The sequence below is a fragment of the Brevundimonas variabilis genome (assembly GCF_014199945.1).
Taxonomy (GTDB): Bacteria; Pseudomonadota; Alphaproteobacteria; order Caulobacterales; family Caulobacteraceae; genus Brevundimonas; species Brevundimonas variabilis.
This window is the reverse complement of the sequence record NZ_JACHOR010000006.1, coordinates 23,151-35,335: the sequence shown is the minus strand read 5'-3', so window position 1 is coordinate 35,335 and position 12,185 is coordinate 23,151. Positions and strand designations below refer to the sequence as shown.

General features: G+C 65.3%; 12 protein-coding genes. 7 read left to right on the top strand and 5 right to left on the bottom strand.

The window, feature by feature from the left end; translation table 11 throughout:
- The first annotated feature begins 43 nt into the window (after nt 1–43).
- The 3 genes from gatC to gatB all read left to right on the top strand — a co-directional run bounded on the left by gatC (nt 44) and on the right by gatB (nt 3,380).
- Nucleotides 44–331: an Asp-tRNA(Asn)/Glu-tRNA(Gln) amidotransferase subunit GatC gene (gatC, locus tag GGR13_RS15450; RefSeq protein WP_183214496.1), complete on the top strand. Its 288-nt coding sequence runs from the start codon at nt 44–46 to the stop codon at nt 329–331.
- 2 nt (nt 332–333) lie between these two features.
- On the top strand, nt 334–1,812 hold the full coding sequence (gene gatA, locus GGR13_RS15445; protein ID WP_183214495.1) for an Asp-tRNA(Asn)/Glu-tRNA(Gln) amidotransferase subunit GatA: 1,479 nt from the start codon (nt 334–336) through the stop codon (nt 1,810–1,812).
- Between the two features lie 65 nt (nt 1,813–1,877).
- Nucleotides 1,878–3,380: an Asp-tRNA(Asn)/Glu-tRNA(Gln) amidotransferase subunit GatB gene (gene gatB, locus GGR13_RS15440; protein WP_183214494.1), complete on the top strand. Its 1,503-nt coding sequence runs from the start codon at nt 1,878–1,880 to the stop codon at nt 3,378–3,380.
- A gap of 176 nt (nt 3,381–3,556) precedes the next feature.
- Here the strand turns inward: gatB and GGR13_RS16715 are convergent, their stop codons facing one another.
- Both GGR13_RS16715 and GGR13_RS15430 read right to left on the bottom strand, forming a co-directional pair.
- Nucleotides 3,557–4,537: an RcnB family protein gene (locus GGR13_RS16715; RefSeq protein ID WP_246347918.1), complete on the bottom strand. Its 981-nt coding sequence runs from the start codon at nt 4,535–4,537 to the stop codon at nt 3,557–3,559.
- Nucleotides 4,538–4,703: 166 nt separating this feature from the next.
- Entirely contained in the window at nt 4,704–5,291 is a 588-nt protein-coding gene (locus tag GGR13_RS15430) for an RcnB family protein (protein ID WP_183214493.1), read from the bottom strand.
- A 210-nt stretch (nt 5,292–5,501) separates the two neighbouring features.
- Here GGR13_RS15430 and GGR13_RS15425 point away from each other — a divergent pair, with 210 nt between their 5' ends.
- Together GGR13_RS15425 and GGR13_RS15420 are read left to right on the top strand one after the other, a co-directional pair.
- On the top strand, nt 5,502–6,239 hold the full coding sequence (locus GGR13_RS15425) for a glutathione S-transferase family protein (protein ID WP_183214492.1): 738 nt from the start codon (nt 5,502–5,504) through the stop codon (nt 6,237–6,239).
- Between the two features lie 194 nt (nt 6,240–6,433).
- Nucleotides 6,434–6,733: a sel1 repeat family protein gene (locus GGR13_RS15420; RefSeq protein WP_183214491.1), complete on the top strand. Its 300-nt coding sequence runs from the start codon at nt 6,434–6,436 to the stop codon at nt 6,731–6,733.
- A 24-nt stretch (nt 6,734–6,757) separates the two neighbouring features.
- Here GGR13_RS15420 and GGR13_RS15415 read toward each other — a convergent pair whose 3' ends face one another.
- Nucleotides 6,758–7,480, bottom strand: coding sequence for a polysaccharide biosynthesis/export family protein (locus GGR13_RS15415; RefSeq protein WP_183214490.1), 723 nt, complete (start codon nt 7,478–7,480; stop codon nt 6,758–6,760).
- Nucleotides 7,481–7,595: 115 nt separating this feature from the next.
- On the opposite strand from GGR13_RS15415, the gene GGR13_RS15410 reads away from it, so the two are divergent.
- A complete protein-coding gene (locus tag GGR13_RS15410) occupies nt 7,596–9,053 on the top strand; it encodes a GumC family protein (RefSeq protein WP_183214489.1) in 1,458 nt (485 codons plus the stop codon).
- 45 nt (nt 9,054–9,098) lie between these two features.
- The gene (locus GGR13_RS15405) at nt 9,099–9,800 is read left to right on the top strand and encodes a P-loop NTPase family protein (RefSeq protein ID WP_183214488.1); all 702 of its coding nucleotides are present in this window, start codon (nt 9,099–9,101) and stop codon (nt 9,798–9,800) included.
- Here the strand turns inward: GGR13_RS15405 and GGR13_RS15400 are convergent.
- Together GGR13_RS15400 and GGR13_RS15395 are read right to left on the bottom strand one after the other, a co-directional pair.
- On the bottom strand, nt 9,797–10,726 hold the full coding sequence (locus GGR13_RS15400; protein ID WP_183214487.1) for a glycosyltransferase family 2 protein: 930 nt from the start codon (nt 10,724–10,726) through the stop codon (nt 9,797–9,799). The two genes, GGR13_RS15405 and GGR13_RS15400, sit on opposite strands and share 4 nt — an antisense overlap.
- Nucleotides 10,723–12,174: a lipopolysaccharide biosynthesis protein gene (locus GGR13_RS15395; RefSeq protein ID WP_183214486.1), complete on the bottom strand. Its 1,452-nt coding sequence runs from the start codon at nt 12,172–12,174 to the stop codon at nt 10,723–10,725. Before GGR13_RS15395 ends, GGR13_RS15400 begins: the two co-directional genes overlap by 4 nt.
- Nucleotides 12,175–12,185 lie beyond the last annotated feature (11 nt).

Genomic DNA, 12,185 nt, shown 5'->3' with positions numbered 1-12,185 from the left:
CAGCTAGTCACGCGCCTTGAACTTTCAGTGTTTGGAGGGCCGCATGGCCATCGACGCCGCGACAGTGCGCAAGGTCGCGCATCTCGCCCGGATCAAGACCCCCGATGACCGGCTGGAGCCGCTGGCTGCCGAGCTGAACGGGATCCTCAGCTGGATCGAACAACTGGCCGAGGTCGACGTCGACGGCGTCGAGCCGATGACCTCGAACGTGGCTCAGGCTCTGCGCCTGCGCGAGGACGCGGTTACCGATGGCGACAAGGTCACCGACATCATGGCCAACGCCCCCCGTTCGGCGGACGGCTTCTTCGTCGTGCCCAAGGTGGTCGAATAGTCATGTCCGACCTCACGAAACTGACCCTCAAGGCCGCTGTCGACGGACTGAAGGCGAAGACCTTCTCGTCCGAGGAGATCACCCGCGCCTTCCTGACCAACATCGAGGCCGCCAACCCCCGCCTCAACGCCTATGTCGAGGTGACCGGCGACAAGGCCATCGCCATGGCCCGCGCCTCCGATGCCCGGATCGCCTCCGGCACGGCCGGTGCCCTCGAAGGCGCGCCTCTGGGTATCAAGGACCTGTTCTGTACCGAAGGCGTCCAGACGACCGCAGGCTCGAACATGCTGCGCGGCTTCGTGCCGCCCTATGAATCGACCGTCACCGCCAATCTGTGGCGCGACGGGGCGGTCATGCTGGGCAAGCTGAACATGGACGAGTTCGCCATGGGCTCGTCGAACGAGACCAGCGCCTTTGGCCCCGTCGTCAACCCGTGGAAGTCCTCTGGATCGAACGCCGACCTGACCCCGGGCGGTTCGTCCGGCGGCTCGGCCTCGGCCGTTGCTGCGGACCTGTGTCTGGCCGCGACAGCCTCCGACACGGGCGGCTCCATCCGGCAACCGGCGGCCTTTACCGGCACCGTGGGCATCAAGCCCACCTATGGCCGGGCCAGCCGCTTCGGCATGGTGGCCTTCGCCAGTTCGCTGGACCAGGCAGGACCGATCGCGAAAAACGTCGAGGATGCGGCCCTGCTGCTGCAGTCGATGTGCTCGTTCGACGTCAAGGATTCCACCAGCCTCGACATCCCGACCCCGGACTGGACCCAATCGGTCGGCCAGTCGGTCAGGGGCCTGCGTATCGGCGTGCCGGCCGAATATGTCGTCGACGGCATGCCCGCCGAGATCCAGGCCCTCTGGGATCAGGGCATTGCCTGGCTGAAGGACGCCGGGTGCGAGATCGTGCCCATCAGCCTGCCGCACACCAAATACGCCCTGCCGACCTACTATATCGTGGCCCCGGCCGAGGCGTCCTCGAACCTGGCCCGATATGACGGGATGCGGTTCGGTCACCGCGCGACCGGCACGACCTCCCTGACCGACCTGTACGAGAGCAGCCGGGCCGAGGGCTTCGGGGCCGAGGTCAAGCGCCGCCTGATCATCGGGGCCTATGTGCTGTCGGCCGGCTTCTACGACGCCTACTACGTCAAGGCGCTGAAGGTCCGCCGCCGCATCGCCGAGGATTTCGACGCCGTCTGGGATCAGGTTGACGCCATTGTCACCCCGTCCACGCCCTCGGCTGCCTTTGCGCTGGGCGACAAGCAGGTGGATCCGCTGCAGATGTATCTGAACGACATCTTCACCGTCACGGCGAACCTCGCCGGCCTGCCGGGAATCTCGGTCCCTGCCGGCCTGGATTCCAACGGCTTGCCGCTGGGACTTCAGGTGATCGGCAAGGCTCTGGACGAGGCGACCGTATTCCAGGTGGGTGCGGCGCTGGAACAGGCTGCCGGCTTCACGACCAAGGCCGAACGCTGGTGGTAACTCCCGTTCAACTCCGTTGAGCGGGCCCCTCCCTCTCCCTGCAGGAGAGGGGTAAGAGAGACGACATGACCGACACGACTGCCACTTCCAAACTTATCCAGGGCCGCACGGGCAACTGGGAAATTGTCATGGGTCTCGAGATCCACGCCCAGGTGGCCTCGAAGGCCAAGCTGTTCTCCGGCGCGGCCGTGGGCTTTGGCGCGGGACCGAATGAGCAGGTGTCGCTGGTCGATGCGGGCTTCCCCGGCATGCTGCCGACCCTGAACGGCCACTGCGTCGAACAGGCGGTCAAGACCGGGCTGGGCCTCAAGGCGCAGATCAACCGGCGCAGCCAGTTCGACCGCAAGAACTATTTCTACCCCGACCTGCCCACCGGCTATCAGATCAGCCAGCTGTATTTCCCGATCGTCGGCGAAGGCGTCGTCGAGGTCGAGGCCGAGGACGGCTCCTTCTTCAACGTCGGCATCGAGCGCCTGCACCTGGAACAGGACGCGGGCAAACTGATCCACGACCTGTCGCCGACCGAGAGCTTCGTCGACCTGAACCGCGCCGGCACGGCCCTGATGGAGATTGTCTCGCGCCCCGACATCCGATCGCCGGAAGAGGCGGTCGCCTATGTGAAGAAGATCCGGACCATCCTGATCTACCTGGGCACCTGCGACGGCGACATGGAAAAGGGCAACCTGCGCGCCGACGTGAACGTCTCGGTCTGCCGCGAGGGCCAGTACGAGAAGTTCAAGGCGACCGGCGACTTCAGCCATCTCGGCACCCGCTGCGAGATCAAGAACGTGAACTCGTTCCGCTTTATCTCCCAGGCGATCAACTACGAGGCGCGCCGCCAGATCGAGATCCTGGAGGACGGGGGGGCGATCGTTCAGGAAACGCGTCTCTACGACCCGACGGCCGGCGAGACCCGTTCCATGCGCTCCAAGGAGGAAGCGAACGATTACCGCTACTTCCCCGACCCTGATCTGTTGCCGCTTGAACTGGAGCAGGCCTGGATCGACGAGATCAAGGCCAACCTCCCCGAGCTTCCGGACGACAAGCGCCGTCGTCTGATGTCGCAGTACGGCCTGTCGCAATACGATGCGGTGGTGCTGATCTCGGAACAGGCCAAGGCCGACTATTTCGAGGCTGCGGCGGCCGGTCGCGACGCCAAACTGGTCTCCAACTGGGTCACCAACGAACTGTCGGCGCGTCTGGCCGCAGACGGCAAGGACTTCTCCGAAAGCCCGCTCCCGCCTTCGCAGGTCGCCGAACTGGTGGCTTTGATTGAGGAAGGCGTCATCTCCTCGCGGATCGCCAAGGAGGTCTTTGACCACGTCTGGGCCGGTGAGGGCTCGCCCCGTCAGGTCGTGGAGGCTCGCGGCCTGGTGCAGGTCAATGATACGGGCGCGATCGAAAAGGCCGTTGACGAGATCATCGCCGCCAACCCCGACAAGGCCGCCGCCGTCGCCGAGAAACCCCAGGCCATCGGCTGGTTCGTCGGCCAAGTCATGAAGGCCACCGGCGGCAAGGCCAACCCCGCCTCGGTCAACGACATCCTGAAGGCCAGACTGGGTCTGTGACCCTCCCTTCTCCCCTTGCGGGAGAAGGTGCCCCGGAGGGGCGGATGAGGGGTCGCACCCTTCGGTCCGTGTTCTGCTTACGCGATCAGTAGCCGAAGCCCGCGAAACCCCTCATCCGTCACGCTGCGCGTGCCACCTTCTCCCACAAGGGGAGAAGGATCGACGGCCGCCGCTCGCTACCAGCGCCAGGCGTTCTGGATAACCTCGATGATGTACCCGTCGTACTGGTCGATCAGGTAGATATCGTTGTCGACCACGACCCAGCGCGTGCCTTCGGGCGGATAGCCCAGGCCATAGGTACGATAGTCGTTGATCGTGTAGCGCCAGAAGATCGACGGCAGGAAGTCGCCCTCGTTCCAGAGCTGCCCGTAATACTGCCGTGGCACGCTGTAGTAGCCGTAGTCCGGCGCGAAATAGAAGCCGATGCGCACGCCACCATAGTTGCGGAAGCGACGGTCCGAACGCCACCAGTCGGCGCGTCGGTCGGCGTTCCAGCGCTGACGCCACTGGTCGCGATTGAACCGGTTGCGGAACTCCCGGTACTCGCGACGGTCCTGGCGGCGGTCATAGCGGTCTTCGCGACGGTCTTCCCGCCGGTCCTGGCGATAGTCCTGACGGTTCTCGCGCCAGCGCTCCAGTTCGTTGGGCGTCGACGGGCGCGGGTTGTCACGACGCCAGTCCTGCCGGTCGTCCCGACGATCCTCGCGGCGATCTTCACGACGGTCCTCGCGCCTGTCCTGACGGTTGTCGCGTTGCTGGGGCGTCTGCGGTCCATTCGGATTGACGCGATCCTCGCGCCGCTCCTGGCGATCCTCGCGGCGCTGTTCACGCTGGTCTGGCGTGACAGGTGGCCGGTCGTTGCGGCGATCTTCACGACGATCCTCACGCCGGTCTTCCCGTCGATCCTGCCGGTCGTCGCGCCGCGGTTGTGACGGCGGAGGCGGGGGTGGGGGCGGAGGAGGGGATTCGATCCGGTCCTGGCGCTGCTGCGGGCTCAGCGCCCGCGCCTCGTCGTCATTCTCTGCAGCCCGGCGGTCCTGACGTGCCTCGCGGCGTTCGGCAGGGTCTTGGTCCTGGACGATGGCAGCGCTGGCCTGGCCCACCAGAGGGGCCAACAGCGCCGCGATCGTGACGCTCACCATCAGGGCACGTTTCATTTCCTGGCATCCACGCACGCCCGTGATGGGCGGCTTGGTGTCAGGATCGGGCCCGGCACCTGAACCATCACTGAACGGAAATCGATGAACATCATGAAGTTTTCTTAATGAAAAAACCCCGCAGACCAAACGGCCTGCGGGGCTGATTTCAGTTCGTCTGTCAGGTTCAATAGACGCCGGACAGGACGCTCGCGATCAAACCGGTCGCCACGGCGATCAGGACGATGTCATTCCCGGCGTGGACATACCGGTATCCGTAGGGAGCCGGACGCAGGTTGTACACATAGGGGTCGCGGACGTAGTAGCTGCGGTAGGACTGGGGCAGATAGGCCCCGCGCTGCCAGCGATAGTTGTCGTAGCGCGGGTCGACCCGGTAGTAGCCGTAGCTGGGCGCATACCAGTAGCCGTTGCGCGCCCCGCGATAGTCGCGGAAGTCGGCGCGGCCGCGGTACCAGTCGCGGTTGTTGCGCTCCCAGCGCTGGTCGCGACGGAAGTCCTGGCGATCGTCACGGCGTTCGGCACGGAAGTCGCGACGGTCGTCCCGGCGCTCCTCGCGGAATTCGCGGCGATTGACTTCGCCCTGGCGAAAGTCCCGACGATCCTCGCGACGGTCCTGACGGAACTCGCGGCGATCCTCGCGTCGCTCCTGCCTGTACTCGCGGCGATCTCCGCGATCCTGGGCCGAGGCGACCATCGGGGCTGCAGTCGTCGCCAGGGCGACGGCGACCAGAGCGGCCTTGGTGAAACGGTTCATCATCTGCTCCTCGATAGGGGTCACCGACAAAATCGCCGGCCAGCCCGTTGAACATGATGCGAAAATGAGCCGTTCAGAATGAACTCGTCCTGAACGAGCGCGTCAGGTTCGTTCAGCAACCAGCTTGCGCGGGGCCTTGTCGGTAACCAGATCGAGTATCCCCGCTGCAGGCCTGTCCGCACCGTTGCCGGACCCATTGGAGAGCCCTTCATGACCCGTCCGATCCAGCTCTGGTACTGGCCCACGCCCAACGGCTGGAAGGTGTCCATCGCACTCGAGGAAATGGGTGTGCCGTATGAAGTTGTGCCGGTGAACATCGGCATGGGCGAACAGTTCGAGCCGGCCTTTCAGGCGATCAGCCCGAACGGGCGTATGCCTGCCATCGTCGACTCCGACGGTCCGGCCAATCCAGACAATCCAGACTCGACGTCTCTGGCCATCTTCGAGTCCGGAGCCATCCTGCAATATCTCGGCAACAAGACCGGCCTGTTCTACCCGAGCGATATCCGCCAACGGGCCGAGGTGGATCAGTGGCTGTTCTGGCAGGTCGGGGGCCTGGGGCCCATGGCGGGACAGACCCACCATTTCCGCCAGTATGCGCCGGCAATCATCAAGGACCAGCGTCAGATCGCCTATGGCGTTCGCCGCTATACCGACGAGACTCACCGTCTGTACGGAGTCCTGAACCGGCGTCTGGCGGATCGTGAGTATCTGGCAGGCGAGTATTCGATCGCTGACATGGCGGCTTGGCCCTGGATCCTGCCAGAGCACCAGGGGCAGGACATGAGCCATTTCCCGCATCTGGCTGCATGGCTGGAGCGGGTCGGCGCGAGGCCTGCCGTCAAGGCGGGCCGGGCGGTCGGTGAAAACCTGCGGTCCAACCTGGCGGCGTCCGGCAAGGCCGCCGAGGACGCGCGCAAGATCCTGTTCGGCCAACGGGCCCGGTAAGGTCGCGTTTACAGTGATGAAGGCCGTGTGACCAAGCCGTTTCCAAGGCCTGAACACGCGAAGCGGTCTTCATAACCCCTTTACAAAAAACAGCTTTCGGCCTGTGCCGCCGTTAACTTTAACTTCAAATCGGCGGTATTTGATGCGGTATCGAAGAGCGGGCCCAGAACGGGCTACGCACGGAGGATACGGTAATGATTGCGCAAGAAATGGCGCCTGAAATGTCTGAGGCTGCGCTGCCTCTGCCCACACCGGATATGACCGGGGACGACCTGTTCCGTCTGGGCATGATGTACTCGTCCGGTTCGGGCGGCTGTCCGATGGACCGGGTCTCGGCCCACATGATCTTCAATCTGGCAGCGATGAAGGGCTCGATCGAAGCCCGGGTCTATCGCCGCGAGATGAGCGAGGAGATGGATCGCGAAGAGATCTCCGAGGCCCAGCGCGCAGCCCGCCGCTGGATCGATGCCGGGGTCGTCTCGCTCGCCGCCTGACCTCCCGAACGGCCGCGCCTGACGTCAGAAATTGGCGAAACCGCTGCCGTTGGCCCCGTTGATCGAATAGCTGAACCCGATCGGCAGGGCGGCCTTGAACTGGGTGAAGAAGGCCGCGAGCTCGCCCAGGGTCGAGCGCGGCACGAAGACAATGTCCCCGCGCCGCAGGGCATCGGTCCGCCCCCGGATCGCACGGACGTCGATGACCTTGAGCATCCGGCTCCCGCCCGGTCCCCGCCGGATCAGCGCCGCGCTCTGGGCCTTGGCCGACGGCAGCAGGCCACCAGCCTGGACGACGGCCTGATAGGCACTGATGTCGCCGGCCATCACATAGACGCCCGGGGTGCGGACCTCACCGTCGACCCAGATGTTGATCGGTCCGGCGGTCCTGACGCTGACCTCCACGACCGGTCGAACCAGCTTTCCGACATAGGCGTCCGATACCACCTGGCTGAGCTCCATCAGCGTGCGGTCCGCCGCCATGACCTGTCCGATCAGGGGCAGGGCGATTCGCCCGTCCGGCCCTACACGGATCGTCCGGGTCAGTTCCGCCGCCGTCGGCAGGGCCACCTCGATCTCGTCGCCGGGATAGAGCAGGTATTCGGGCTCGGCATCTGTCCAGTCCGCAAAGCCGATATCGGTGAAGGCCGCGTCGCCCACGATCGGCTCCGGCCTCGGGATCGCGCCGCAGCCCGCCAGGGCCGCTGCCCCGAACGTCAACAGCAGGTGGCGGCGATCCAGCATCATGTGTCGAGGGTCCGGGAAGGGTCGGTTTCACACAGGGTGGGGGAACATGGGTAATCGTTGGTTAACGCCATGGTCCGAAAGGTAAGATCGTTGCCATCAAAGGATTCGCCCGCCCATGCGCTCGACGAGCTATGTCCCGGCCCGACCGCGCTACGGCCTGCTGGACATCGTCGGCCTGCTGTTCCGCGAGCTCCTTCTGATGATCGTCATCTTTCTGGTCGTGTTCGCGATCGGCGCAGCCGCCGTCCTGACCCTGAAGAAGACCTACACCGCCCGGGCCAGCCTGAATGCCGGCGTCGGTCAGGAATACGTCTACCAGCCGCGTGTCGGGATCCAGCAGGACCGCGGATCGTCTCCACCCACGCTGGGGGAGGTTGCCCAGTCCGAGGCGGCGATCCTGAACAGCCGCGAGGTGCGTCTGCGGGCCATCCGCGCGATCGGAGTGTCCGCTTTCGAGCACGGCAAGCCGACCACGGCGTCCATGGCGGTCCGCGAGGGTAACGCCCTGAAGGCCATCGACGACGGCCTCAGCGTCGCGACCGCGCCCCTCAGGAGTGTGATCGACCTTTCGTACGAAAGTGACGACGCCGAGCTGTCGGCCCGCGTCCTGAACGCCATCATCGACGCTTATCTGGCCCGGCGCCGCGAAGTCTTCCAGGATCTCTCCGCCCCCTTGATCCAGAGCCAGCGCGAAGCCTTCGAGGAAGAACTCGCCATTGCCGACGCCAACTACGAGCGGTTTCTGCGGACCAATGACATCGGCGATTTCGCCTCGGCCAAGACAGCGCTCACGACGACCTACCAGAGCGTCCTGGCCGACCGCCTGTCGACCGAGGCCCAGCTGAACCAGGCCAATCAACGCGTCAGGACGCTGGAGGCCCAGCAGCGCTCGATCCCGTCCGAGATCGTGCTGCAGCAGGACCTGAACGTTTCGGCCCAGGACCTCATCCGCCAGGCACGGACCGAACGGGCGCAACTGCTCGGGCGCTACACCCCCGACGCCCAGCCTGTGCAGGACATTGATGCCCGCATTGCGGAACTGGAAGCTCTCGTCGCGACCGGGACGACCGTCGGTCCCAAGGAAGTACGGACCGGGCCGAATACGGTCTGGAACGAGATCGAGAACACCCGGATCAATGCGGCGGCCGAACGCGACGCCCTGGCCGCCCGTCTCGCGGCCCTGCAACGGCAGCTCAACGAGCTCCTGCAGCGCCAGGCGCGGCTCTCCGGCATCGAAAGCCGCAATGCGACCCTGCTCAGCAATCGCGACGTCCTGACGGCCAACATCCGGGACTTCCAGCAGCGCGAGACCCAGACCCGCGCCGACAATGGTCTGGTGGCAGCCGGTGCAGACAACGTCCGTGTCATCGAACGCGCCGCACCCCCGACCCGCGGTGCCAGCCTCAAGGCTCCGCTGATGGCCCTCGCATTCCTGTTCGCCGGATTCACCGCCCTCTGTGTCGGCCTGCTTCGGATCTTCCTGCGTCGCGGCTTCGTGACACCGACGTCGGCCGCCCGGACCCTTCAGATGCCCGTCCTGGCCGTCGCACCGATGAAAGCCGCCAAGGCCTGAGCCTGTGATAATGTTCGCGTATCTGATCCGGGCCTGACGATTCGAATGGTCGACCTCACCAGCGAGATGGCGGGCCTCTGGGCTGCGCTGGGACCGGCGCCCGCTCATCGTGGGCGGGTGATCCAGTTTGCGTCGGCCAACACCGGAGAGGGCGTTTCGACCGTCGCTCGCGAGTTCGCCCGCCTTGCAGCCGTTCGCGCGAGAAAGGCGGTCTGGCTGATCGACGCAGATCTGGCCCAGCAGGGGCAGCTCGATGCCGTCGCTGCTCAGCCGGACCGGTTCGGCAGGGTCGGAGAGGCCGCTGCGGCATCACCGGATGGGTCTATCTTTTACGCCGTAACGCCACCTGTCCTTGGGCAGGACAACCGGCCCGTCGCGCCCGCTCGGCTCATGACGGCGCGTTCGTGTCTGGGCGGCCGGCTCTGGGTCACGCGGTTTCGGGCCGAGAGCCTGCGCTCTGGCCAGAGGGCCGAGCCTGTCGACGATCCGCGCTACTGGGACATCATGCGCCGGCACGCGGATACCATCATCATCGACTCGCCAGCAGCCGATCGCAACGACATGCCGATCGTTCTCGCGCCCTTCGTCGACGCGACCGTGCTTGTGGTCGCGGCCGAGACCACCAGCGCAGACGGCCCCGTGGCGCTGCGCGACGAGATCGAATCGGTGGGGGGGCGGATTGCCGGGGTTGTCATGAACCGCTCGACCTACAAGCCCCCGGGCTTCCTCAAACGTATGATGGGCTAGACGACGTCGGCATAGAGCGCCGCCCGGTAGAGCCTGAGTGCAAACGACCGGACCGGGACGGGGAGCCGTGGCCACAGGGCCAGCCGCCGTAACACGGGCCTTGCGACAGCCAGACCAGGAACCTTTTTCAGCATCTTCGCGGCTTTGAAGCTCGGATAGCCGGACACGATATCAGGGTGGCGTGCCACCACGCGTGCAAAATTGGCAGCGGATTGTTCATACTTCCCGGCCAGCGCGTCGACGGTGTCCAGCCCCATATGGGTCGCCGGATTGTCGATATGGAGGATGGGATGGATGCGGGAGACCCGCATGGCCCATTCCACGTCTTCCCAGCCCCAGCCCGTGAACGCGGGATCGAATCCTTCGGTATCGAAGACATTGCGCCTGACCAGCAGGTTGGACGTGTAGACATATTTCTCAGGTGCTTCGGACCGGACCTCTGCCGCTACACATTCCGACCGGGCCGCCATCGCTCTATGCACGGCGAACCTGGAATCCGTCGGAGCCTGCAGCAGCGAGAAGCCGCCGAAGACGATCGCGGGCCGTTGCTCCGTCGCGATGCCGACCCAGTTTGTCAGGAAACGATCGGTGTCCGGTCGCATGTCGCTGTCGAGAAACAGCAGGTAATCGCCGCGGGACGCTTCGGACAGTCGATTGCGACCCTTCGACCGCCCCTCGTTGCTACCCAGCGTGATCAACTGGACGGGCAGGGTCATTGCCGCAAGTCCCGCCTTCAGGGCCAAGGTCAAGGCAGCATCGCCCGTCCCGTCGTCGAGAAGGACGACCTCTACAGTGCCCTTCAGGGCGTTTGCCTCGCGGTCCAGGAGAACCAGCAGTTCTCCCGGATCGTCCCGCAGAAACGGGATGAGGACTGAGAGACGCGGGCTGGCCGAGGCCCAGGTCGGACTGTGGGTGATATCGCTCATGATGCGGCCCTGCGCTGGCGTCGTTCACCGATCATCCGCCTTGCCAGGTCGCGCACGCCCGCTGCATTGAGCATGACGACAGCCGCAGCATAGACAAGGCCACCGACACTGGCGTGAAGGCCAAGCTCGGCAACCCCACCCGGAGACGGCAGGGCCAGAACGGCCAAGGTCATCACGCCGCACGCAAGGCCGCAACGCCCGATCGCGGTCCAGGGCACGGGCATCGCCAGCGGCCCACGCCCCAGAATGATGGATGCCACCAGCCCGATTGCGAAACTGGCTGCTGTCGACCATGCCGCCCCCAGAACGCCGAACCGCGGAATCAGGACCAGGTTCAGCATCACATTGGCGATCGCCGGGACCCCGACGGTCACCAGCAGCAATCCCGTACGATGGCTGAGCACAAAGGCCTGGCCGAAATAGTAGCTGCAGAGACCCGACAGCAGGGCCGAGAGGGCAATCCACGGCGTGACCTCACTGACGGCACCGCGCAGATCTTCGCCAATCAGAAGCTCGGACAGGGGTGTAGCCACCAGCGCGACGCCGACCGCTGCCGGCAGTCCCACGAGGATGAAGATGGCTCCCTGTTCCCGCGCCGCGACGCGCAGGCGATCGGCCCCGCCGCGCTCCAGGGCCATGATCAGGGCAGGCGTACCGGCGGCACCCAGCCAGATGAACAGAACGTCCAGGGTCCGGTTCGCGATGCTGTAGCCCGCATGATAGGCACCCACGGCGGCCTCGTCGATAAAGGCTGCCAGCAGAAACCGGTCGGTCGACGCAAGGACCAGTGACAGGATCAGTCCCGCTGCAATCGGAAAGCCATAGCGGGCATAGCGGAGCAGGCGTGCCGGCTCCAGCCTTCCCGATCTTCCAAGCCGCACCTCACCCGGCAGGACGAAGGGCAGGGCCAGCAGCGGAGCGATCAGAAGACCGGCCAGGGGAGCCGCAGAACCCGCACCGGCGATGGCCAGTACAACGCCGGCCACCAGCCCTCCGATCGCAACGAACATGTCGAGCCGTGCGGCGCTGGTCACTTCGCCTGCCGCACGCCGGCGCTCCTGTCCCAGTTTGGTGAGGCAGCGAATGGGGATCCCGGCGAGACCGACAGCAACCGCTGTCTTCAGCGCGGCATCCATGGGCCAGACCCAGACCAGAAGCGCCGCCAGCGGGACAAATCCGGCCGTCAGCACGAACGCTGCGCGGTACAGGCTGACGAAATGGGCCGCCATGCCTTCAGGCGTCGTTTCGGTGGCCCAGAAGCGAGCCATGGCCGCTTCCAGCCAGGTGAAGACGACAACATGGGTCAGGCTGAAGATCGAAAAGGCCAGGGCATAGCGGCCGAATTCCTCGGCGCTCAGCAGCCGGGTGAACACAATGATGGCCAGGAACCCGACCACACCCTGAACGATCTGAGCCGGCAGATAGCCCCAGACACCGCGCCAGAACATCAGTGCCCCCT

Bases quoted from the DNA above. Each gene is read 5' to 3' on its own strand.
- gatC (WP_183214496.1), top strand. From the start codon at position 44: ATGGCCATCGACGCCGCGACAGTGCGCAAGGTCGCGCATCTCGCCCGG.
- gatA (WP_183214495.1), top strand. From the start codon at position 334: ATGTCCGACCTCACGAAACTGACCCTCAAGGCCGCTGTCGACGGACTG.
- gatB (WP_183214494.1), top strand. From the start codon at position 1,878: ATGACCGACACGACTGCCACTTCCAAACTTATCCAGGGCCGCACGGGC.
- GGR13_RS16715 (WP_246347918.1), bottom strand. From the start codon at position 4,537: ATGAAACGTGCCCTGATGGTGAGCGTCACGATCGCGGCGCTGTTGGCC.
- GGR13_RS15430 (WP_183214493.1), bottom strand. From the start codon at position 5,291: ATGAACCGTTTCACCAAGGCCGCTCTGGTCGCCGTCGCCCTGGCGACG.
- GGR13_RS15425 (WP_183214492.1), top strand. From the start codon at position 5,502: ATGACCCGTCCGATCCAGCTCTGGTACTGGCCCACGCCCAACGGCTGG.
- GGR13_RS15420 (WP_183214491.1), top strand. From the start codon at position 6,434: ATGATTGCGCAAGAAATGGCGCCTGAAATGTCTGAGGCTGCGCTGCCT.
- GGR13_RS15415 (WP_183214490.1), bottom strand. From the start codon at position 7,480: ATGATGCTGGATCGCCGCCACCTGCTGTTGACGTTCGGGGCAGCGGCC.
- GGR13_RS15410 (WP_183214489.1), top strand. From the start codon at position 7,596: ATGCGCTCGACGAGCTATGTCCCGGCCCGACCGCGCTACGGCCTGCTG.
- GGR13_RS15405 (WP_183214488.1), top strand. From the start codon at position 9,099: ATGGTCGACCTCACCAGCGAGATGGCGGGCCTCTGGGCTGCGCTGGGA.
- GGR13_RS15400 (WP_183214487.1), bottom strand. From the start codon at position 10,726: ATGAGCGATATCACCCACAGTCCGACCTGGGCCTCGGCCAGCCCGCGT.
- GGR13_RS15395 (WP_183214486.1), bottom strand. From the start codon at position 12,174: ATGTTCTGGCGCGGTGTCTGGGGCTATCTGCCGGCTCAGATCGTTCAG.